The sequence below is a fragment of the Mesorhizobium sp. BHbdii genome, assembly GCF_053848045.1.
Genome location: NZ_JBSPKX010000018.1, coordinates 1 through 21961 on the forward strand (window position 1 = coordinate 1; position 21961 = coordinate 21961).

The window sequence follows — 21961 nt, forward strand, 5'->3', positions numbered from 1 at the left end:
CAATTCGATCGTCGTGGCCGCATGTACGGTGGTGGTGGGACTCCTGGTGTGCGCGGCCGCAGCCTTCGCGCTGAGCGCCATGCAGTGGCGCGGCCGCGAGGTCGTCTTTGCTATCATCGTCTTCAGCTTTCTGGTCCCCGAGGAGGTCGTGGCCATCCCGTTGTCGGCCATCTTTGCGCGCGCTGGGTTGCAGAACACCTACACCGCACTGATCGTGCCCTTCGTGGGCAACGGCATGGTGATCTTTCTACTGCGGCAGTTCTTCCTCGCCATACCGCGTTCGCTGATTGAATCGGCCCAAATCGATGGAGCCAGCTGGCTACGGATTTTCTTCGAGATTTTTCTGCCGCTTTCACGTCCGGCTCTCGTCGGCGCCGGGCTTATCCTCTTCAATGGGCAATGGCAGGCCTATCTCTGGCCGCTTCTGGTCACGACGCGCGAGGACATGTTCCTCGCCCCGATCACCCTCGGCTTGATGGCGGGGGAAAACACCAGCGACTACGGCCAGATCTTCGCCGCATCGACCATTCTGAGCTTCATCCCTGCACTGATCCTGCTGGGTTTCCAGCGCTCCTTCACCGACTCGGTCGCGATGTCGGGCGTCAAAGAATAGCTCTCGAGGTTTCTGATGACCATAAGACTACTTCACCAGACCGAACTATTTCGTCCCTACGCCGATCCCGATGACCATTGGGATCTTGCCTGCGTCTATGCCTTAGCCGCAGCCGGCCTATTGGACCTCGGAGGCGTGCTCGTCGACGTCCCACCCGAAGATCTTCCCGGCCACAGCCCCGGTTTCCGCCCCGTTGAGGTCAAGTGCGACGCATACGGCGCGATAAGGTGGATGGTTTCCGACGGAAAGTCAAATCGCTTCCTCTTCGAAGTTAACGATGTCGACGCCTATGCAAGTGCCATGACTACGGCAATGACCACGCTCTTAGGTAACATCCAGCAATTCACAAACGACGCGGCGCATCCCGGCAGACGATTCCTGAGCAAGCGGTGGACGTTTCGCATGGTGAGGGGCTCTTGTCGGGATTGCGTCAGCCCTCCGGATCGCCGAGGGATAGATCAGCGCAAGCGCCAGCCCCAGCCGCGGGGCGACGCGGCCAAGGTGTCGGTGGGCGGCAATGCTCCTATTTGCCCACCGGTTCCTTTTCGCCGCCTCAGGCGCCGTTTCGGCAGCGATGCCTCCTGCGCAAAACCGTGGCCCTGAGGGTGGAGCAAGTGGAGAACCGTTCAAACACATGGTTTTAGCTCCATGACGTGAAGTGCAGGTCCCGTAGAAGGGGAGTATGTGAAGCCGCGCCTTGATGGATAAATTGCTTTTCAGGGACGGCATCAGCATTCCTCCGTAGCGCCTTCGAAGAAAGCATTTCTGCAGAAGTCGTCAGCGACGCGCACCAGCTCATCTACACACAACATCGGCGACCCGATTGCGATAACATTTTGAGGGCGAACGGAATGTACGGTTTGGCATCACTACCCACGAACGGCACCTTTGTCGGACGGGTATTCCGGCCGGAGAACTCCGGTCCGTCGATAGTGCTGGTAAGAGATGGCGACATCCTGGACATTACGTCGGCCGAGGTGCCGACTATGCGCGATTTGCTGGGGAAGGATGATCCAGCAGCTTTTGTCCGCACGCAAGAGGGAGCGACGGTCGCTTCGTTGGACGAGATCATGGAGCGTTCTGTCGAGGCTGCCGGAACGTCGCATGCGTTTCTGCTGGCACCCTGCGACCTGCAGGCGGTCAAGGCCTGCGGTGTCACATTCGCCCGTTCGATGATCGAGCGCGTCATCGAAGAAAAGGCAGTGGGCGATCCGGCGATGGCGCGGACGATCCGCGAGCGCGTGACCGCGGTTATCGGCGACAGCTTGCGCAACTTGTGCCCTGGGTCGGCGGAGGCGGCGAAGGTGAAGCGGCGCTGATCGAAGTCGGAGTATGGTCGCAATATTTGGAGGTCGGCATCGGGCCAGATGCGGAGGTGTTCACTAAGGCACCGGTTCTGTCCTCGGTCGGCTGGGGCGCTACGGTCGGAGTGCATCCCGTGTCGAGGTGGAATAATCCCGAGCCGGAGGTGGTACTGGCCGTTGATAGCCACGGCCGCGTCAAGGGTGCGACGCTTGGCAACGACGTCAATTTGCGCGACGTCGAGGGCCGCTCGGCGCTGTTGCTCGGTAAGGCGAAAGACAACAATGCGTCGTCGGCCATCGGCCCGTTCATCCGACTATTCGACAAAACCTATTCAATTGACGATGTGCGCAGTGCCGATCTTGAAGTGCTGATCGAGGGCCAGGACGGTTTCGTTTTGAAGGGCCGCAGCACGATGAGGGAGATCAGCCGCGACCCGCTCGATCTTGTCGGCCAGACGATTGGCCTCCACCACCAGTATCCCGACGGCTTTATGCTATTTCTGGGAACCCTGTTTGCACCGATCGAAGACCGCGATTCACCCGGCCAGGGTTTCACGCACAAGATCGGCGATCGAGTGACGATCTCCAATTCTCATCTAGGCTCGCTGACTAACACCGTGCGCCTGTCGACCGAATGTCCACCCTGGACTTTTGGCATCGCCGCGCTGATGCGCAATCTTGCCGCCAGGCGATTGATCGAAAATTGAGGAAAAGATTCGAATGCCCCAGAACCTGATCGCCGGCGAATGGGTGGGCAAGCAGATGGAGCTGCAGTTGGAGGACCTGGAGGCGTCGGCCAACGAGGACGCGCTGGCGGCGGAGAAAGCGGCGGCGCGGACAAGCGCCGTCCGATCGTTCGAGCGCAAGCGGCCGTCGCGCAAACCGTTCCCCGAACATCTGGCGCGCGAGCGCATCGTCATCGCCGCACCGGAGAATTGCCCGTGCTGCGGCTCGGCAAAGCTGTGGAGGCTGGGTGAGGACATCACCGAGACGCTGGAGGTGATCCCGCGTCAGTGGATGGTGATCCTGATCTCCTCCTTCGAAAGCGCAACCAAGGCGGATGGCATCATACGATGCCGGCCGAAGGGGGCATCCACCGCATCAGTTCAGATCGATGTCGTCCTCGCCGCCGGACGCCACAATATCCATTGGATGCTAAAATGGTTGGGTCGTTGATTTGCGCTCATCCTGCGGTTTTCCGCAGTACTGCTCGCGGAGCCATCGGCTCGGTCTGGCTCTTGGGAGGTGATGTCGGCGTCGACACGTGATTGTGCAGAAATGGCCGAAATCGCCTTCTTCAGGACCGCCAAACTACTCGACAAAACGTTCTAATGGACTCTGATCGCTAAATGCGAGTCACTTCGCTCATCGGCAAGTCGTCGAAAAAACCCTCTTCAACGAGGGGGCGACGAGATCGTGCATGCTAGCTTCTAGTGTACTCAGATTAGATCAACCCCGCCGGCTTCGACGGGGTTTTGTTTGCCCGTCTCCGGCGACATAGGAGACCGTAATGAATAATGAAGAGTTCGCCCTCGGCGGGCTATGGTTGCCCCTCGTCACCCCTTTTCTGGATGGCGAGTTGGATACGGAGTCTTTGAAGCGGCTGATCAGGCACTACGTGAATCAGCCTCTGGATGGGTTCGTATTAGCGGGCACTACCGGCGAAGAACTTACGCTTGACGAAGAGGAAATTCAGCGGCTGGTCGAAACCGTAACAGATGAGCTTGGGAGCGCCTCTCGACACGTTCCAGTCTTGCTCGGAATGTCAGGGAGCAACACTAAAAGGCTGCGCACTGCACTCTTGCGCACACAGAGATGGCCGGTCGCCGGATACCTTCTAGGTTGTCCCGCGTATTCAAAGCCGTCCCAAGATGGGCTGGTTAGTCACTTTTTGGCGCTAAGTGAAAACACGGACCGACCGATCGTGATATACAACATTCCTAATCGAACCGGGGTGAACTTGTTAAACGAAAGTTTGCTGCGCTTGGCTGAGGTCCCCAATATCGTTGGTGTCAAGGACTGCTGCGCAAACGCAGAGCAGACAATTGAACTGATCTCGCGACAACCTGACGGGTTCTACGTGATGACCGGGGAGGACGCGACTTATTTCAGCACGCTTTGCGTAGGAGCAAACGGCGCGATCCTTGCGTCCTCGCATGTTCGCACCGTCGACTTCGCGAACATCCAGCAACTCTTGGGAGATGGTCGCCTGGCGACCGCACGTCAATTGTGGTTTGCCCTGCGCGACGTCGTAAAGCTCCTCTTCTGTGAGCCGAATCCTGCCGCCATCAAATACTGGCTATGGCGCGAAGGATTGATTGAAAGCCCAGAACTGCGTCTACCAATGACTGTCGCCAGCAAGGAGCTCAGGAATCGGATTGATCGACTCCATTCATCCAATCAGTCGTGAGCATCACGAGCGCCCCATCATGCCGGAGAGCTATGCACCGGCGAGCTTTGCCGCCTGATTTGCGAGCACCGCAGGCGCATGGAGTGGGACGACACTGACGACAGTCATCAAGGCAGACATGAATGTGGATGCCGGCGGAAGGCTCGGATCGTCGCGGAGAGTGCGGAGCCGGGCGCCAACATTTCTGAGGTCGCGCGACATCGGGGCGTAGGTCGTGGCCTTCTTTCCATCTGGCGTAGGCTGGCGGGGCTGGTACCGGCGAAAGCGGCTGCGGAGACGACGCCAGCCGTGCAGTTTGTGTCAATTTGGATCGCGAGCGAGGACCGGCAGCTCGAGCACGCTGGCGCAGGGAAGCATGAGGTTCCCACGTCGGCCGGTCGGACTGAGCTCGAGATCGGTAAAAGCCGCCTCGTCCTGACGGGCTCAGTCGATCCGGCCCTGGCGGCCGCCATCGTGGATGCCTTGCGTATGCCGCGTGATTGCGCCGGCGACGTGAAGGTCGTGGCGGCGACGCAGCCGGCCCACTTTCGCCGCGGCATCAATGGTCTGGTTGCACTGGTCGCCTCAGCTTTTGCAGCCAATCCCTATTGCGGCGACGTCTTTGTCTTCTGCCCCAAGCGCGGCAGCGCGGCGACAGATTGCGCCTTCTTTTTTGGATGGAAGCGGCATGGTTCTGGTCTCCAAATGGCTGGAATCCGGGCGCTTCACCTGGCCCCCGATCCGCGACGGTTCGATCCGGCTGACGCGCGAGGAGTTCACCCTTCGGGTGGCCGGCCTCGACAGCCCCGAACAAGCAAATCCAGTCACTTCACGCCGCTCTGACCAGTCTTTTGACGATGGTTTTGGCTCTTGAAGCCTTGAAGCCGAGAACGCGGAGCTGCGCGTCTATGCCGATCTGCTTCCAAGGTCGGCAGCGTCGTCTCGTCGGCGAAGATGCGCTCGCCCTGTTTGGCTTCCTGGCGATAGAGCGGCAGTCCGTCGGCATATTTGGCAACCGCAATCTGCGCCAAAAGCGCCTCGGTCGGAATGCCTGCCTCGATCAGGTGTGCCGTGGCCGGCGCCTGGATAACGCTGTCACGGCCGCGATAGGCGTATTTGGGGCGGCGCGTGACAATCACCCGGAACTTCGCCGGCGCGACGTCGAGGCGCTCGCTGACGTCCTCGCCGATCCTGACCTTCTCAAGTCCCTCGCAGCCGGCCGGAACCTCGGGCTCGACCCGCTCGAGGTGAGCGGCAAAGCCCCTGCGCGGGCGAGACGGCCGACAGCGCTCGGCCTTGCTCTTGCGCTTGTCCAGTTCCGCCTGGATCTCGCCAAGCCCCGTCTCGATCTCATTGAAGACAAAGGCCTGCTGCTCCTCATTCAGCGGATCGATCTTGAGCTTCTCGGAGCGCCGTCCGTAGCGCGCCCGCTCCAGCATCTTGATGATCGACATCAGCCGCGCGATGCGCTCGTCGGCCCGCGCATTGCGCGCCTTCAGTTCCGCAATCTCGGCATCGGTGAGGGCGGACTTCTCGGTCATGGCGAAGATCATCGCCTTGAGCGCGTCCACGTCATCGGGGAGATCTGCGGGGACCAAAGTCATGGCCGACCAAAGCACATTTTGCCGCAGATCGCCTGCTCTTTTCAGAGGGCTGATTCACTCTGCCGCAGCGCCGTTACCCCGCCGACTGCGGCCGTTTCACCAGCACCGGACGAACCCTCTTCCAGTCCAGCCCGTCGACCAGCGCCAAAAGCTGCGCCTGGCTGAGCTGCACCCGGTTATGACCGATCCGCGGCCAACAAAACTGCGCCTTCTCAAAGTCCGCTGCCGTCCCACCAGACAATCTTGATCCGGTCGGCCCGCTTGGCTCGGAAGACGTAAAGAGCGCCGCTGAAGGGATCAGCGCCGGCATCGCGCACCAGCGCAACCAAACCGTCGGGTCCCTTGCGGAAGTCTACGGGATGGCTCGCCAGGAGCACCTTTGCGCCGCTTGGGATCATGCCGAACGCACCGCCCGTATCACCCGCCGCAAACGCGCTTCCGAAACATCCGCGCCGACCACACCGTCGATGACGATCTCGATCGTCGAAGAAGCCGCCGTCTCGACGTCGACGAAATGCGGACCTTCCGCAGCATCGGTCGGCCTCACCGTGCCGTTGCGGATCCCCTTGCGCCGCCAGACGAGCAATTGCGGCGGGGCAATGCCCTCGGGCCGGGCGATCGCCGAGACATTTGCACCGGGCAACAGCGTCTCGGCAACAATCCGTTCCTTGAAAGCCTCCGACCACTCGCGCCGGACCCGCCGCGGCGCACCTTCCAGACGAGCCGGAACCCCCTCGATCACATGGAACCTTCTATCATCAGACATAGGCACAGACATAGAAATTGACACCGACACTGCCGGCCAACTCCATGTCTCTACGCCCTCGCGCCAACAGCCGCCACGTGGGGTCTGCTTCACGCTTTTTGATCGGCTCACCCGTCATTGCGAGATCGTCGAGACCGGCAACGAATCCTGGCGCTTCAAAAGCCGCTCTCAAAACTAAAGCTCAAAAGCCAATCAGCCGCGCCCGATCAGGCTGTGCAACCCCGACCAGCTCCGCCTGATCGGGCGCTCACCGTCGTGCCCCTTCACCATCCCTACCCTTTTGCGCGAAAATATGGGGTCCCGATTCCACGGTCATTGACAGCAAGGAGGGATTCCGTCTGCCGCCTTCTCATGACGGTTCCGGGCGTCGGCCCCGTGACCGCACTCACTTTCCGGACCGGTGTTGATGACCCCTGCCGCTTCGACAGCTCCAGGCTCGTGGCCGCAGTCTTTGGCCTGACGCCGCGCGTGCATTCATCCGGAGAAACAGAACAGGTCGGGCGTATCACCAAGTGCGGCGATGCCATGGTGCGGGCTCTGCTTTATGAGGCAGCCAACGCGATGATGACGCGATGCCGCGCCGACAACTGGCTCAAGACCTGGGCGCTTGGCATCGCTCGCCGACGTGGGGCGCGAAAGGCCAAGGTTGCCTTTGCGCGGCGGCTCGCCGTTTTGCTGCATCGTATGTGGATCGATGGAACCGAATTCTCGATGGAAAGGCCGACAATCATGACCGCCTGATTTCCGATATCACCAATCACGCTCGTCGTGAGAATGCGGAGAGCGTGTGGGCCAGAATGACTGCGTTGGACACCTTGTGACGCAAGGATCACGCTTTCGAGCTTGCAGCATTCACCCACCACCGTACCGCCCAGAATGTGGCGCCTTCGGCGGCGACCACGAACAGAAGCGTGAATCCCGCAGACGACGAGACCACGTAGCCGAGGGAGGAGACGGTTGACCGATTACACAAGGGGTCCAATTGAGTCAGCCCACCCCCACTTGAAGTCCTTGCTCTCGCGCAACAGTCCAAAGCGAGTACGAAGCTATCCTCGGCGCGCCATCTAACCGTGTTAGAGGATCTTGCCTCGATTTAGTAAATTGTGCGGATCAAGCGCGGCCTTGATCCGACGCATGAGCGAAAGCTCCTCTGCGCCCCTTGAGAGTGTAAGCCATTCACGCTTGCTGAGGCCGATTCCGTGCTCTGCCGAAATAGATCCGCCCCAAACCGGCAGCGAACGGTAGACCATTTCCTGAACTCGACGCTTCGCCTCTTCACTCCAGGGCCGCGGGCTGACGAGCAGATGGAGGTTGTTATCGCCGATATGACCGTACACAGTCATGAGCGCGTCTTGGCCAAACTCGCGGCAAAACGAATTCTGAAGCCCGTCAACATACTGCTGCATGTGAATAATCGGCAGGCTGACGTCGAAGTCGGCTGCAGGAGCCATCATAATTAGCTCGCCTTCGACATCCTCCCGTATGGCCCAAATGGCATTGCGCTGCGATCTTGAAGTGGCGACCACTGCATCTGCCGCAATGCCTTTTTCTAAGGCAGCAGCGAGCACGTCCTCGAACAACGCCTCGTCGCGCTCGATGTCAGTGCCGGCGACTTCCACGATCGCATAGACTTTGTGACCGGCGGGAATAGGTGGTTGGTGACGCCCACTCCTAACTCCGATGATCTCATAGAAGTTATTCCACATGATTTCAAACGAACGAAGGATGCTACCGAGTCGACTTCCCGCAAGTGAAAGGAATTGCGTGAGCTTTTCGAAGCTATCGAACGCGACAATGGCAGTCGCCTCGCTGACGGGTGCCGGATGAAGTCGCAGAACAGCACGCGTAACTAACCCGAGCGTACCTTCGCTCCCGATGAATAGTTGTTTGAGATCGTATCCCGTATTGTTCTTGAGGAGCGAATTCATCGAAGAAACAATCATGCCGTCGGATAAGACTGCCTCGAGCCCAAGAACATTGGCCCGGGTCATTCCATAGCGGATTACAGTGTTGCCGCCAGCATTGGTCGAGATATTTCCACCAATCGTACATGACCCGCGCGCGCTTAGGTCCACGCCGTAGACCAAACCGTGCTCGGCTGCCATCTTCTGCACGGCCTGAAGGGGGACGCCAGCCTCCACGATCATCGTGCGCCCTACCGGATCAATGGACTCGATACTCCGCATTCGCTCTAAGGAGAGCTGCAACTCGTCTGCGTTGGCGGCGTGACCGCGAACAAGTCCTGTAAGGCCGCCCGAGGGAACCACAGGTTGCCGCGCCGCATAGCATAGCTTCATTACTTCGGAGAATTCGGCGGTCGTGCGCGGACGAACCACCGCAAGTGCTCCACAGGAAGTGCGCCCCCGCCAGTCACCGGGCCGGTTCGCGAGATCCTGACCGGTTATGAGCCCCGCATCGCCCACAACAGCGTGAATCTGATCGAGAAGTTCCATGCACGTTCGCCCCTAGCTACGTTTATGCGAGAGTTAAGATCACGGTCGGACCGCCATGGACGGTCCGAATGGGGTCGGGCTTGTTTCGGCGACCCTGATCGTAACTGCGACACTGAGGTTTCACCCCTGCATACGCCATCCGTTCTCTCGCTCATACGAATCCCAGATCGGAATGGCCCTCCATTTCGCGTACAAATTGGACGATCAGATTAACCGCAGCTGCCGCGTCGCGGAGGTCAATCATCTCGTGTGCCGAGTAGGAATAGCGCCGCGGCACACCGACACTGATCGCAGGGATGCCGCCACGGCTGACATGGATGAGGCCGGCTTCCGTGCTGAATCGGTTCATGGAGGTTGCGAACTGCACCGCCATCTTTCTGCTCGCCGCCGCTGCCAGCAGGTGGCGCTTCATTGCGGGATGGGCAAAGTTGCCGCGGACATTGACCTCTCCGGTTGACATTGCCAGCAGCACCGCCGGACCATTGCCCATGACTACGGGCATGTCCTTGGTTACACTGAGATCGGGAGTATCGGCCGCGGGGACCCCATCAATGGCAATGGCATAGTTCGGCTTGATGCGATACGCTGCCATGGCTGCGCCGCGAAGGCCGACCTGCTCGAGCACGGTAGCAACCGCGCGAACGGACCCAAACGGGATTTCGCCTTTCAGTTCAGTCAGCACCTGGATCAGGATCGCGAGCCCAGCGCGGTCGTCCATGGCTTTGGCGCAAACGCGATCTCTGCCGTTGAATTCCACGAGTTCACCGATGAAACTCACCGGATCGCCAATCTTAATACCCATTTTCGCAATCTCTTCAGCGCTCGACGCGCCTACATCGATGTAAAGCTCGTAGATGGGTGTGATCTGCCCAAGCCGGGTGGAAGAACCGAGGTGCCCGGAAATCGAACCAATCAGACCAAAATGACCGCTGACGTCGACCTTGCGGCAGGGGAGCACCGCGTCCCCTGCACCGCCGACACGGTCGAAGCGCAGAAAGCCATTTGGCTCGATGCCTTTTACGATGAAGCCGATTTCATCCATGTGCGCGCTGATCATGAGCAGCGGCGCGGCTTGGCGTCCGTGCTTCGTCGCCGTGACGTTGCCGTAGTGGTCGGTTTCGACCTCGTCGACAAGACTTTCAAAGCGTCGCCGCGTGTAACGAACCACTGCCTGCTCGAAACCTGACACACCGTGCAAGCTCGAGAGATCGCGCAGGGTCTGCCTCAGCCCCTCTTTGATGCATTCGTTGGTACCGCTGCCGCTCATTTGCGCTTCCTCGCTGCTTTGGGAAATCATCACCAATTCGGAACTCGCCTGGCCACTTGTTGTCCCAAGCACGCCACGGATACAGAGCAGATGGAGTCAATGCACCGGAGACTCGCGAAATGATCTCAGCACACTGGGTGATCGCGGTGACCGGCGCTACAAAGCGACTAATAGCCACGTCGCAAATCCACTACATTCTTCAGCAACTGTCCGCTCAGGAAGCGCTCGATGTTTTCTGCGAGGATTGGAAACACCCGCTCCGCATAGTCTGTAGGATTTCCCGAAACATGCGGTGTTGCAATCACGTTCGGTATGTCCCAGAGCGGGCTGTCTTGGGGCCGCGGCTCCCGTTCGAACACCTCAAGCTTCGCACCGCGGATTGCACCCACTCGCCGGGCGTTGATCAGGCCGGTCTCAACGATGACGTTGCCCCCGGCGATGTTGATCAGAAATGCGTCGCGCCGCATGCATGCGAGCTCGGCCCCACCGATGAGATTCACCGTCTCAGACATCGCCGGCACGGCCACGACCAGTTGCCCCGTTTGTCACGGGTGCCATAGAGGGTATCGTCCATGTCTCTCACCATCGCGTCTCGGCAGTTCTGGTATGCGCGAGGGGCGCACCTCCGCGATGACCGCCTGATAGTTCTGATTGTAACAAGGTTTTGGGCTTTATTAGTGCATAAAGCCGCAGTTGGCGTTTAAATCCCGCATTCGAGAGTCTTTCTACGACGATTCCAACTGACGGGGCGTGTACCAGGCCGTTGGTGCGTGGATCAATAATTGGGGTGGGTTAAGCCAATGGGATCCGCAATAGCCATTGGCTGCCCTCATGCCCTTCAAACATCACGCCGCCCGCCGCCATCGCATCGGCAAGATGAAGTTCTAGGTCACGAACTGGCAGGAGTATGAGGCGGGCCTTCGCCGGCGAGGCAGCCTGACGCTGTGGATCACGCCCGAAGCTTTGGCGTCGTGGCAAGCGTCGAGCGAACGTGGCGTTGGTCGCCGCGGGTCAGCCTATGCCTATAACGTCAAGGAAATGCGCGATCGGGAAAAGGCCTCCGCCGAACATGCCGAACGCGCCTACCAGGCGGCGCACGGACGCCACAAAGGAGGAGCGACTATAGGCTGCGCGGCGGCGCTCTCATCCTCCCGCACCACTCTTTGCCACGTGGTCGTCCGTGCCGGGCGAACCTAGCACAAGAAATGTGCCGACGCGACGGCCACCGCCCCCCGCCAGCTTCAGCCTGTGCTGAGCCGCCCTCAAGGCGTGGCCTGGAAACGCCTCACCAGCGGAACCGGCTGCGCAGCGGCCAGCCTTGACCGCGTCTCGGTACAGGGCCGATCGCGACGCATGGGCCGGGACGGAGAAACGGGCACCCAGACCGAACAAAGAAACACGATCGGACACGAACGAGCTGACATCACGCTTGTCAATGTCATCCGTGGTGTAGATGGTTTTGCGGACGGCCTCGTGAAACGCGAAAAACGTGATGACGCGCTCCCAGTTTCGGCGCCAGGCTTGGGCGATAGCGGGGTATTTTTGGCGCCAGAACCCGGCTTCGAAGGCCTCGAGGGCGGCCCTTCCGGCCTCGGCGTCCTTGGCCCGGTAGATCGTGCGCAGCGCTGGCACTTGCAATAGGCTGATGAACATGGAGCTTTTGCGCCATAACATTTTGAACAAGCGAGGGGCGACATGCTCGCCGAACTCAGCGGCGGCGCGCCGGCCGAAGATTGTGCAGCGGCACCCGGGCGCACGCGGCAACGGAGGCTGTGGAGCTGCGCCGAGAAGCGCGCGTTGGTCGACCTGGCGAGCGCGGCGGGGTCGTCGATGACCGATGTCGGGCAAGCGTTCGACGTAGCTCCCTCCCAGCTCTTACGTGGCGTGGCCTGCCCCGATGGAGTGGTCCGGTTTCAGACTTAGTGCATGACGGGTCCGGGAGCTACGGTTTGGGTGGCCGGCGAAGCGGCTCCATTTGGCGGAGCCGGCCACTGCAAGACCTCTGGAGCTGGCGGCCGATAGCCCAGCGATGAATGCGGGGTTGAGCATTCGGAACTTCCTTCCGTCATGTGTCCGGCTTTCGACGAAGTCGTAGGACCAGACATGGTTGGGCGGCTCCGGCCGCAGGCGGATGCAAGACCCGTCATTGAGCCAGAGGCGTCCCTTCTTCGGTTGCTTTTGTGGGACCTTCAGCCCCTCCCGCCGCCAGATCCGTTCGACCCGCTTCACGTTTACGGCCCAGCCTGCATCGCGAAGCAGGGCCGTAATGCGTCGGTAGCCATAACGGCCATACTGCGAGGCGAACGCGACGATGTCCGCCGTCAGCGCATCCTCGTCAGGACGCCCACGAGGCACCTTCCGCTGGGTCGAACGATGCTGCCCGAGCACCCGACAGGCGAACCGCTCCGAGACGCGGAACTTCTGCCTGACGTGATCGATACAGCGACGGCGGCGGGCGGGGCTTAGAAGTTTCCCGAAGCAGCCTCTCTGAGGATCAGCTTCTCGAGCGTCAGGTCGGAGACGGCCTTTCGAAGCCGTTCGTTCTCCTTCTCCAGCTCCTTCAGCCTCTTCACCTGATCCGTCTTCAGCCCGCCGGTAGTAGGTGAACTGCGTCACGCCGATCGAGCGAACCGCCTCGGTCACCGGGTGGCCTTGCGATACCAAAACGTCGACTTACCGGAGCTTCGCGACAATCTCCTCAGGCTTGTGCTTCTTCTGGGGCATTCTTCTGTCCTCCAACTGGCTTGAAAGCCTACTTCAGGGAGGACCACTTTTCAGGGGGCAGACCACGCCCCAACGACCTTATCCGCTTTCTCGTCGTAAACGCGGCGGTATTGGCGTCAATCCGTTCCATGTCATGGTACCAATCAACGGATTTCCTTCGTGAGGGCGGAACTTTCCATCGATGTAACCTATGGCCATCCCCTTTCTGAAGGGTGATTCGTCGGGTAGAATTGCGTCAACCCAGCCAGTAGTGCTACCCTCCTCCGGCCCCTCAATAATTGTTCGCGTGGCGGACTTAGAGCTGGACGGCGTCGGCACGTTGATAAACTTAGAGTTCGCCAGGTTCAAATCCCAGATGCCGATAGCAGGGTTCTTTTCTTTCAGGGTGATCTCCGTGCTTTGAGTTTAAACCACTAAACTGCTTCAGGCATGACACAGTTCAGTGCAAGGATATTTGGTTTTAAGCGCATATTACTCACTGTCGCGTGCTAATAATTGACGCTGAATTTCACAATTTCACATTGCAACGTCTCGCTCTCTCCATATTTGTCGCAACATACGAAGAATCTGATTGCGCCCTCAAAATCGCCGCCCATTCATCCTTGGACAGACATTTAGATGACGAAGATATCCCTCGGCAGCTTTGAGAAGGCTTCACCACCATTATCCGTCACGCGGAAAGTCTCGCTGATGACATATCCAAATTCGTCATCGATCCAGTTGCCGAGCATCAGATGGAACGTCATATTCGGCTTGAGGACGGTCATGTCGCCCTCCTTCAGGCTGGCGGTGGGCTCGGTCCAATCGATGCCGACTGTATAACCGCAGCGTGATTCTTTCTCCAGCCCGCGGCTTCGCATGGCGAGATTGAACGCCACTGCCACATCGTTGCAGGTGGCACCCGTCCTTGCTGCCGCCAAAGCGGCTTCCAAACCTGCAACCTCGCCTTGGTGAACCCGCTTCAATCGGTCCGACGGTGTACCGATAGAGATCGTGCGCATGAGCGGTGAAGTATACTGATGTCGACTGCCGCTGAATTCGAGGTTGATCTGAGAGCCTTGGCTAAACGTATCCTCCGTCCAGCGAATATGGCAAGTGCCAGTCCGAGGTGTTGCACACAAGAAGAAGCCTGCTATGTCGGTGCTAGGTTTGCCACCCACACCTCGCGTTAGCGCGGCAATAATTTCCGCTGCGGCATCGGCTTCCCGCACGCCCGGCCGGATTACTTCCTGCGCGCGCAGCATGCCGGCATCGGAGTTGGCAGCAGCTTCCCGCATCAGAGCAATTTCAAGGTCGGATTTGACCCCGCGGATCCACGACACCGCGTTCGTGAAATCAACCATTCTCGCATTAGGCAGGCGAGTGTTGAATTTTTGGAACGTCGCGGCCGGCAGATAACTGATCTCAATGCCGACGGACTTGGCGCGATAGCCCCGTTCATCTAGGAAATCGATCATCACGTCGTATCCGTCCCGATGGGGATTGGCGATCAGATCTTCTGGATAGCCGGTGATTCTGCCGTTATCCATGAACATCTGGTGTTTGGCAGCGGGGCCGTCCATGCGGCGTGTGAAGAATGCCGGTTCTTCGTACCCGAGTTCCACGACCAACCCCTGGGGCACATAGGCTGATTTCGAGGTATACCCAGTGAGATATGTGATGTTCGATGGTGTCGTGACGATCGCAACTTCGATATTGCGGCGCTCCATTTCCGCTTTGACGGCGGCTAGCCTGCGGAGATATTCGCTGCGTGGGAATGTCTGGGGGGCTTTCGGTATCGTCATGAACTTCGCTCCATGGGTAGTGTCTGTGACTACGGCGTTGCTGTTTCGAAACTCTGGTGCTATCGCGCCAATAACCGATCTTGCTATGACCTCAAGGCCTCCAGGCAATATCGGACCGTCAGCTCGGTTGTGGGAACGAGGAGGCTATCGGAAGCTCCAAAGGTGGGAGTATGGACACCGGACTCATTGCCTGGCTCCTGGCTGCCGAACCAAAAATAGATGGACGGCACGCTCACAGCATAAAAGCCAAAATCATCGCTGCCACCGCCTGCCGTCGGGGATTTTTTGTCCGAGAAACAGTCTTGGCCGAAGGTTTCGGTGACAAGCCGCCGGAACCGGGCAACCATCTCGTGGTCATTGATCACCGGAGGCTCGCCAGAACGGCAATGAAATTCCGCTGTTCCGCGATGCATCACAGCAACCCCCTCGGCGATTTCTTGCACCCGTTGAACCAGCAGCGATCGGCGCTCGGCACTGCTTGTGCGAATGGTTCCTGTCATCGTGACCGCAGGGCAAATGATATTCGTTGCTTCGCCGCCGGCAATGGTGCCGATCGTCACGATTGCCCCGTCGTCGAACGGCATTTCCCGCGAAACGACTTTCTGAACTTCATTTATGAACGCACCCGCCATTGATATCGCGTCGACACCGGCATGGGGCTTGGCACCATGGGCCATGGTGCCAATTAGTTTGAGCTCGAACTCATCCGCAGATTTCGTGACGGCGCCTTCCCGGGCGCCGTACTTGCCGACTGGCAAGTCCGTCTTCACGTGAAAACCAATCGCTGCGTCAAAGCCTTCAAGTAGCCGCTCTTCCACCACGGTGCGTCCGCCGAGCGGCTCAGCCTCCTCGGCTGGCTGGAAGAAGACCCGCAATTTCCCGGAGAAGCTGTCTCGCATACGATTGAGTGCAAGCGCTGTTCCCAAGGCGATCGAGGCGTGCATGTCGTGACCGCAGGCATGCATCTTTCCCGGAACCTTCGATTGATAGCTTAGGTCATCGCGCGTTTCCTGGATCGGCAGAGCGTCTATATCGCCGCGCAAAGCAATTGAGCGACCCGTCCCCGGTGCCGAACCTTCGATGTCGATGTAAAGTCCGGTCCGATGAAAAGTTTTGGCGTCATGGAGACCGAACTTCTCAAGCGTCGCGCGAATCTTCTTTTGAGTTTTCCATTCCTCGTTAGATAGTTCCGGCTCTTGATGAATCGCATGCCGCATCTCTATCATTGCTTGCTCCTCCGCTACGGAAAGGAGGCTGTATTCGTTCGTCTTCATTTTACCTTCCTTAACTGTGAACCGAGCGTTGTAATGCGGCAATATTCGGCGCGAACACCCCGATCATGCCTCGGTCACAGCTCGCGTCATGAAACGCATCTGATCGAGCTACCCAAAACATACCCACGAGGCGCGCTCGCCGTCTTCTAAGCTTGGATCAGCCTATTGGCGCATGACCGACAGCAAGATTTCGCAGTCCAGAGCTAAGAGGGCTTCCACACAACGAAAACAATGATGCCCTGCCGATTATCGCTTACATGATTGGGCCGGTTCGCCGCAGGCACGCATTTTCAACCGCGTGCCTGCTGGCGCGCACCTCAATAACCCAAGTCCAAGTTAACCTCGCGCGTCATGGGCTTCCCTGCCGCAAACTCTGCCAAATTCTCGGTCCCCAACTGAATATTCCTGGCCAATACATCGTCGGCATTTGCGGCTTGGTCGTCGGAGCCAATTACGTTTGGCAGCTTGTTGACTCCTAGGCGCGACCACCCGCCGGCTGGAAAGGCTCTTCCAAACCCATAACTCCACCAGACATCCGCTGCGAAGCCGCGCAAACGGTCAGACGTGAGGGCCTCATAAAGCGGCTTCTCCTGGATCAACATCCCGCGCGAGATATTGATCAGAAAGGCCGACGGCTTCATGGCCCCCAGTTCAGCTTTACCGAAGAATTGATGGGTTTCTCGTGTGTTAGGCATTGCCAAAACCACATAGTCGCACTTCGACAGCATCGAATGCAGCTCGTCCATACCATACATTTCATCCACGTTTTCTACGGGCCGCTCCTTATTGCGTCGAACACCGAGCACCTCCATGTCGAAGCCCTTTGCGTGTTTGGCAATGCGCTTTCCGATCTCGCCGACGCCGATTACTCCGAGAGTGCGACCATTTAACATGGCCGATCGATGTTCATCCGCGTAGAGAGGGAAGAGGCGCTCACGGGCTCGCGACGCTTGATCCTTAAGTAGTGTCTTCTTCGCCAAGGCGAGCACGAACATCATTGCTTGCTCAGCAACGGCCACTGCATTCGCACCGCGAATATTGCCTAGTTTTACACCGCGCTGTTTAAATAAGCTTAGTGCCCCCATTTGACGCAGATCATCAACGCCGGAATGCAGCCACGAAAATACCTTTAGCTTTTCAGCGATTTCTAGAGCGCCATCGGGAACACTTAACGCGATGATTGCATCGGCATCCGGGGCCAAGTGCTTCACATCCGAATATGCACAGTCGAAGCGAGAAAGATATTCTCCCTCGGGTGCTACAACCTCGGTACCACGAGGCAGTGAACCCTTGATACAATCAATCTCATCTTGCGTCGCATACCACAAACAAAGAACTTTCATAATTTACCTCTTCCTAAAGATCTCGACCTTTTCTAAGACTTCGGACGCGAGCGCGGTCTGTCTCGGATCGAATAAAGCTACCGCTGGCTGGCTATTCGTCGACTGCATCTTCTGTGTGCAATGTGACGTATTGCAGCGCAAAGAGCACATTTCACGATGTATTTGGGCGCTCGCTTTCCCGAACAGAACGGAGGGCTTCGCCTATGGCCGTCAATTCGTCCTCGAGATGACTGCGTCGCAAGCGCCGCAGTGGAATGGCATCGATAAGGGCCTGAGTTATGCGGTTCGGCCGTCAGGGTTGCCGCGTCGGACGGCGCCATCTGAATGGGCCTAGGCCCCACAACTCTACACGGCCCAGACCCACGAATGAAAGGTTTAGTTTGTGGCCTCCGGAAGTGCGCCCTGCACCCGCGGTCTCGACCTCCACCAACTGACGTAAAGGGCCACGAGCCAGAGCGCCGGCGATAAGGGTAGTAGCGATGCGACGGCGGCGATCGTTGGATCGATCTCCCGGCGCATGTTTTCCCACATCTTGAGCGGCAGCGTGCGGATCGAAAACCCACTGACAAGTGAACTGATGACAACTTCATCGAAGGAATGGATGAACGCAAACACGGCGCCGCCAATAATGACGGGCCGGATCAGCGGCAGCGTCACCCTTTTGAAGGTCTGCAAGGCCCGGTATGGCCCGCGCCGATGGATGACCTCCGCTTTGTATAGGCCGTTGATCGTCTCGGCGAGAGCATTGTCATAGGAATCGCCCACGCTGCCGACAGAGGGCTCGATGCCCGCTTCGGCCAGGCGCTCTGTGTAGCGGATGCTGACAGATTGAGAGCCCCTGTCGGAGTGATGCACGAGGCCGCCGCGATGGATGGGCCGCCGTTCGTGCAGGGCCTGTTCGAGAGCGTCAAGGACAAAGCTCGCATGGGCGGTCCTGCTCACCCGCCAGCCGACGATGCGGCGGGCATAAGCATCGATGACGAAGGCCACGTAGACGAAGCCCGACCATCTGACATAGGTGAAGTCCGAGAGCCAGAGCCTGTTTGGCGCCGGAGCATGGAAGACACGGTTCACATGGTCACGCGAACATGGCGCGGCCTTGTCTTGCACGGTGGTGCGGACCGGTTTGCCGCGGACGACACCATGAAGGCCGAGGCCGGCCATCAGCCGCTCGACCGTGCAGCGAGCGACGGCGAAGCCTTCGCGCAGCATCTGACGCCAGACCTCCTCGCTCCGTAGACCTCGAAGTTCTCGGCGAAGACACGTTCGATCTCGGGCTTCAGCGTCAAGTCCCGCTTCGCCCGCGCCGACAGCCGGGAGGGATCGACGCGCTTGGCGACATGGTTGTGGTAGGTCGACGGGGCGATCGGCAGCACCTTGCAGATCGGCTCGACCCCATGCGCCTCGCGGTGATCGTCGATGAACGCGATCATCGTTTGAATGGGCGGTGGAGCTCCGCCTGGGCATGTGTGGATGCGCCCGTTATTGCAAGAGATTTTTCGAACGGTTCGGGTGCGTGATCGGGTGCGGTCATGTGTCAGGCCTCGAAAGCGCGGCCCTCATCATGGCCGCTGGCCGGTATGGCGATGCGCGGGACGGGGTCACATCAAAATAGCGAGCACGAAGCTCCTGCTCAGGCACTGACTTGCCCATCCGCGATCTTGTCGATCATTTGCCCTTACGTTTCGTCGACCTCCTCACACCCCCAACGCGCCGGAGCAGTTCCGCTTAACCTTTGCGTTCAAGCGGTTGCTGCTACCGGACCTCGGTAATCCTCTTGCTTCGTCATCATGGCCCAGATGCTGCGTGCCATCTTATTGGCCAGAGCGATCGCAACCAGCATGCGTGGCTTCCTTGCCAGCATTAGCGAAAGCCACAAATTAACCGGCGGCGCCGAACGGGCACTTGCCTTCAATACCGACATCGCGCCGATAAGCGGGTCCCTTCGCCGCCACCACGCCGTGTTCGGCGAAATGGCCGCGCACCGCGTTGATCAACTGGGTCCGCTGGCGCACCAGCAGATCGCGCGTACGGAACAACATTGCCCGAGCCTGCTGAGCCTCGCTCTTCACAACCACAAACCGCATGGTCGGCCGCGACGCCGCCTCGACAATCGCCTCCGCATCGGCGGCGGCGTTCTTCTGGCGCTTTACGAACGGCTTAACTTAAATGGGCGGGATCAGACGGACGATGTGACCGAAATTCTCGATCTCGCGGCCCCAGTCGTGGCCGTTGCGCAGGCCTCCATCGCCACGACGCAGCGCGGCTGAGCAGCGAGAAACGGCAAAAGCCGGTCACGCGAAAGCTTCTTCCTGAAAGTCACAGATCCGTCGGCGGGCGCTCCATGCAACTGGAACACCCGTTTTGCGAGGTCGACGTCAAGTCGCAAAAGAACGACACTGTTGACGCTGAGGCAATTGCCGAGGCGATGCTAACGTCTGACATGGATGCCCTCTCCTTGCCGTGATGTCTTTGCAGATCACCACCTTGGCACATTGCGATGCCGTCGGGAGGGGGCATCCACGCCATCATTAGCGCACCGTCGAACGGTCGATCCTCAGAGCCTGGCACGCCCGACGCTGGCTCACCCCATACACCTCGCAGGCATGAACCACCGCCTTCCGCTTCGCATCGGGCGTCACCATTAATGGGATGACCTGCCCCACCCTCCAGCCTCATCGTCGAGGTGTCCAATAGGAGGAATTGAGGATGATTCGAAACGAATCCGAGAATGCCGCGGTCTACGGTGTCGATCTCGGCAAGCGCCTGTTCCACGTCGTTGGCCTCGATCACCGCGGAGCGGTGGTTCGGCGCCTAAAGTTCCGGCGAGACAAGCTGCTCGCCTTCTTCGAATGCACGGCGCGCGTCACCGTCGGCATGGAAGCGTGCCCGGGCTCGCAGTGGCTGGCGCGCAAGCTAGAGGCGATGGGGCATCAGGTTTGCATCGTACCCGCGCAGTTCGTGAAGCCGTACGGTGACGCGACCGACGATGCGCTTCACGCAGGTGCGGACGACGGAGCAGGTTGACTTGCAGGCGCTTCACCGTATCCGGGATCAGTTCGTCTCGAGCCGGACCCGGCTCATCAACCAGGTGCGAGCATTCTGCCTCGAATACGGCATCGCGATCCGTCAAGGTGCTGGCGTATTCCGTCTCGATCTGCCTCGTGTGTTAGCCGATGAGACCAATGATCTCGCTCCGATGATGCGGCGTATGCTGGCCGAGCTCCTCGAAGACGTTGTCCGGCTTGATCAGCGGATCGCCGGCGTAACCAGAGGGATCGAGGGGCTAGCCGCCAGAGATGATCGTGCGCGCCGGCTGATGTCCATTCCCGGCATCGTGCCGCTTGGGGCCAGTGCGCTGCTAGCCGCCATAGGCGACGGCCGTCAGTTCAGAAGGGCGCGTGACCTGGCGGCATGGCTCGGCCTCGTTCCGCGAGAATACTCGACCGGCGGAAAGACAACACTCCTTGGAATCAGCAAACGCGGCAACCGCTACGTCCGGCGGCTGCTGATCCACGGGACACGCTCCTGCGTGACGCACCTCGACCGAACGAGGGATCGCCTCGGCGGTTGGCTCGACAGCCTGCAGGGCAGGATGCACCTTAACAAGGTTACCGTCGCGCTTGCGGCGAAGATCGCCCGGACGGCGTGCGTAATCATCACCAGGCCGGGCGCGCTCTACGAACGCAGGGATCCTGCTGTCGCTTGAGCGCGGCAGTCGGGCAGAAAGCGAGGCTCGGGAAGTGATGACGAAACAGTCGATCGGCGCATCGTAAGCTCTGTTCAAAAAGCCGTGCTTCTGCACGAACCATTTACTGAGAACCATGCGCGCGGATCTCATCATGCCCTGGCTGCAACAGCAGCCCGCTTGCAAGAGGCCGGATACATTTAGGCGGACTGCCGTCGTCAGAACGACCAGAGGGGCCTTGCCCGGGTGGGGCAGGTCATACATTTTTTGCGGCGACATCCTTCAGGATCGCGTTGTCGAGCATCTGCTCGGCAAGGAGCTTCTTCAGCCGGGCATTCTCGTCCTCAAGCGCCTTCAGCCGACGGGCGTCCGACACCTCCATGCCGCCGAACTTCGCCTTGAACTTGTAGAAGGTCGCTGCCGAGATACCGTGCTTGCGGCAGACATCCGCCGTCTTCGCGCCAGCCTCCTGCTCCTTCAGCATTCCAATGATCTGTTCCTCAGTGAACCGTGATGGTCGCACTGTCCGTCTCGTGATCGACGGACTCTACCCAAATCTGGAGGAAGTTCAGGGTCTCAGGTCACAACTCACGCTGGTCAGGCCACCGTTCCGGGCGTTTCGGTAGCTCATTGCGTGCTGTCTATAGCGCGACAAACAAGGTGAGAGCGCAACGACAATCAAGATGAGAATGCCGCAGGCTTGGAACGCAGGGAGGGCGTAGCCCGACCGGCGTTTCAAGCCTGCGGCGGCG

At 59.3% G+C, this 21961-nt stretch carries 11 protein-coding genes, 14 pseudogenes and 1 other annotated feature; of the genes and pseudogenes, 11 read left to right on the forward strand and 14 right to left on the reverse strand.

The features are described from left to right. The 7 genes and pseudogenes from ACWTU8_RS30965 to tnpB (ACWTU8_RS30995) form a co-directional block, all read left to right on the forward strand. Positions 1–613: carbohydrate ABC transporter permease (locus ACWTU8_RS30965; RefSeq protein ID WP_455851135.1), on the forward strand; the 613-nt coding region annotated here is incomplete at its 5' end. A gap of 15 nt (positions 614–628) precedes the next feature. Beyond that, positions 629–1216 (forward strand): hypothetical protein, encoded by a 588-nt coding sequence (locus tag ACWTU8_RS30970; RefSeq protein WP_455851136.1) that lies wholly within the window; start codon positions 629–631, stop codon positions 1214–1216. Positions 1217–1464: 248 nt separating this feature from the next. Beyond that, positions 1465–2624, forward strand: a pseudogene (locus ACWTU8_RS30975) (fumarylacetoacetate hydrolase family protein). 52 nt (positions 2625–2676) lie between these two features. Further along, positions 2677–2943 (forward strand): annotated as a pseudogene (locus tag ACWTU8_RS30980) (IS66 family transposase zinc-finger binding domain-containing protein); the annotation flags it as partial. Between the two features lie 484 nt (positions 2944–3427). Beyond that, a complete protein-coding gene (gene dapA / locus ACWTU8_RS30985; RefSeq protein WP_455851137.1) occupies positions 3428–4327 on the forward strand; it encodes a 4-hydroxy-tetrahydrodipicolinate synthase in 900 nt (299 codons plus the stop codon). Between the two features lie 78 nt (positions 4328–4405). After that, positions 4406–4561: pseudogene (locus ACWTU8_RS30990) on the forward strand (transposase); the annotation flags it as partial. Positions 4562–4795: 234 nt separating this feature from the next. After that, positions 4796–5180: pseudogene (tnpB, locus tag ACWTU8_RS30995) on the forward strand (IS66 family insertion sequence element accessory protein TnpB). A 49-nt stretch (positions 5181–5229) separates the two neighbouring features. Here tnpB (ACWTU8_RS30995) and ACWTU8_RS31000 read toward each other — a convergent pair. From ACWTU8_RS31000 to ACWTU8_RS31010, 3 genes and pseudogenes are all read right to left on the reverse strand, one after another. Next, positions 5230–5910: pseudogene (locus ACWTU8_RS31000) on the reverse strand (IS66 family transposase zinc-finger binding domain-containing protein); the annotation flags it as partial. A 212-nt stretch (positions 5911–6122) separates the two neighbouring features. Then, the gene (gene tnpB / locus ACWTU8_RS31005; protein WP_455851138.1) at positions 6123–6308 is read right to left on the reverse strand and encodes an IS66 family insertion sequence element accessory protein TnpB; all 186 of its coding nucleotides are present in this window, start codon (positions 6306–6308) and stop codon (positions 6123–6125) included. Continuing rightward, positions 6305–6652, reverse strand: a complete 348-nt coding sequence (locus ACWTU8_RS31010; RefSeq protein WP_455851139.1) for a transposase — start codon at positions 6650–6652, stop codon at positions 6305–6307. The genes tnpB (ACWTU8_RS31005) and ACWTU8_RS31010 overlap by 4 nt, the downstream gene beginning before the upstream one ends. Positions 6653–6770: 118 nt before the next feature. Between ACWTU8_RS31010 and ACWTU8_RS31015 the strand changes: the two are divergent. Beyond that, positions 6771–6854, forward strand: a pseudogene (locus ACWTU8_RS31015) (IS21-like element helper ATPase IstB); the annotation flags it as partial. Positions 6855–7000: 146 nt separating this feature from the next. Continuing rightward, positions 7001–7417, forward strand: a pseudogene (locus ACWTU8_RS31020) (transposase); the annotation flags it as partial. A 332-nt stretch (positions 7418–7749) separates the two neighbouring features. Here ACWTU8_RS31020 and ACWTU8_RS31025 read toward each other — a convergent pair. The 3 genes from ACWTU8_RS31025 to ACWTU8_RS31035 all read right to left on the reverse strand — a co-directional run bounded on the left by ACWTU8_RS31025 (position 7750) and on the right by ACWTU8_RS31035 (position 10923). Next, positions 7750–9129 (reverse strand): FAD-binding oxidoreductase, encoded by a 1380-nt coding sequence (locus tag ACWTU8_RS31025; RefSeq protein WP_455851140.1) that lies wholly within the window; start codon positions 9127–9129, stop codon positions 7750–7752. Positions 9130–9280: 151 nt separating this feature from the next. Further along, positions 9281–10396 carry a M42 family metallopeptidase gene (locus ACWTU8_RS31030; RefSeq protein ID WP_455851141.1) on the reverse strand — a complete coding sequence of 372 codons (1116 nt, stop codon included), beginning with the start codon at positions 10394–10396 and terminating at the stop codon, positions 9281–9283. Between the two features lie 167 nt (positions 10397–10563). Continuing rightward, entirely contained in the window at positions 10564–10923 is a 360-nt protein-coding gene (locus tag ACWTU8_RS31035; protein ID WP_455851142.1) for an NAD(P)-dependent oxidoreductase, read from the reverse strand. Positions 10924–11227: 304 nt separating this feature from the next. On the opposite strand from ACWTU8_RS31035, the pseudogene ACWTU8_RS31040 reads away from it, so the two are divergent. Further along, a pseudogene (locus tag ACWTU8_RS31040) lies at positions 11228–11377 on the forward strand (IS5/IS1182 family transposase); the annotation flags it as partial. 450 nt (positions 11378–11827) lie between these two features. Here ACWTU8_RS31040 and ACWTU8_RS31045 read toward each other — a convergent pair. From ACWTU8_RS31045 to ACWTU8_RS31075, 7 genes and pseudogenes are all read right to left on the reverse strand, one after another. Beyond that, positions 11828–12067, reverse strand: a pseudogene (locus ACWTU8_RS31045) (transposase); the annotation flags it as partial. 369 nt (positions 12068–12436) lie between these two features. After that, a pseudogene (locus tag ACWTU8_RS31050) lies at positions 12437–13060 on the reverse strand (IS3 family transposase); the annotation flags it as partial. 674 nt (positions 13061–13734) lie between these two features. Then, complete coding sequence (locus ACWTU8_RS31055) at positions 13735–14904, reverse strand: M24 family metallopeptidase (protein WP_455851143.1); 1170 nt, start codon at positions 14902–14904, stop codon at positions 13735–13737. An 83-nt stretch (positions 14905–14987) separates the two neighbouring features. Next, positions 14988–16178 carry a M20 family metallopeptidase gene (locus tag ACWTU8_RS31060; protein ID WP_455851144.1) on the reverse strand — a complete coding sequence of 397 codons (1191 nt, stop codon included), beginning with the start codon at positions 16176–16178 and terminating at the stop codon, positions 14988–14990. Positions 16179–16495: 317 nt separating this feature from the next. After that, positions 16496–17521 carry an NAD(P)-dependent oxidoreductase gene (locus ACWTU8_RS31065; protein WP_455851145.1) on the reverse strand — a complete coding sequence of 342 codons (1026 nt, stop codon included), beginning with the start codon at positions 17519–17521 and terminating at the stop codon, positions 16496–16498. A 648-nt stretch (positions 17522–18169) separates the two neighbouring features. Beyond that, a pseudogene (locus tag ACWTU8_RS31070) lies at positions 18170–18990 on the reverse strand (IS3 family transposase); the annotation flags it as partial. After that, positions 18880–18993 (reverse strand) — a sequence feature (AL1L pseudoknot). Its footprint overlaps the pseudogene before it by 111 nt. Positions 18994–19262: 269 nt before the next feature. Next, positions 19263–19910: pseudogene (locus ACWTU8_RS31075) on the reverse strand (IS110 family RNA-guided transposase). 320 nt (positions 19911–20230) lie between these two features. On the opposite strand from ACWTU8_RS31075, the pseudogene ACWTU8_RS31080 reads away from it, so the two are divergent. Beyond that, positions 20231–21230 (forward strand): annotated as a pseudogene (locus ACWTU8_RS31080) (IS110 family RNA-guided transposase). 238 nt (positions 21231–21468) lie between these two features. On the opposite strand, the pseudogene ACWTU8_RS31085 reads toward ACWTU8_RS31080, so the two are convergent. Beyond that, positions 21469–21732 (reverse strand): annotated as a pseudogene (locus tag ACWTU8_RS31085) (transposase); the annotation flags it as partial. Between the last annotated feature and the right edge of the window lie 229 nt (positions 21733–21961).

What these genes read in the sequence shown, in the direction of transcription:
- ACWTU8_RS30970 (WP_455851136.1), top strand. Translation starts at nt 629, where the DNA reads ATGACCATAAGACTACTTCACCAGACCGAACTATTTCGTCCCTACGCC.
- dapA (WP_455851137.1), top strand. Translation starts at nt 3,428, where the DNA reads ATGAATAATGAAGAGTTCGCCCTCGGCGGGCTATGGTTGCCCCTCGTC.
- tnpB (WP_455851138.1), bottom strand. Translation starts at nt 6,308, where the DNA reads ATGATCCCAAGCGGCGCAAAGGTGCTCCTGGCGAGCCATCCCGTAGAC.
- ACWTU8_RS31025 (WP_455851140.1), bottom strand. Translation starts at nt 9,129, where the DNA reads ATGGAACTTCTCGATCAGATTCACGCTGTTGTGGGCGATGCGGGGCTC.
- ACWTU8_RS31030 (WP_455851141.1), bottom strand. Translation starts at nt 10,396, where the DNA reads ATGAGCGGCAGCGGTACCAACGAATGCATCAAAGAGGGGCTGAGGCAG.
- ACWTU8_RS31055 (WP_455851143.1), bottom strand. Translation starts at nt 14,904, where the DNA reads ATGACGATACCGAAAGCCCCCCAGACATTCCCACGCAGCGAATATCTC.
- ACWTU8_RS31060 (WP_455851144.1), bottom strand. Translation starts at nt 16,178, where the DNA reads ATGAAGACGAACGAATACAGCCTCCTTTCCGTAGCGGAGGAGCAAGCA.
- ACWTU8_RS31065 (WP_455851145.1), bottom strand. Translation starts at nt 17,521, where the DNA reads ATGAAAGTTCTTTGTTTGTGGTATGCGACGCAAGATGAGATTGATTGT.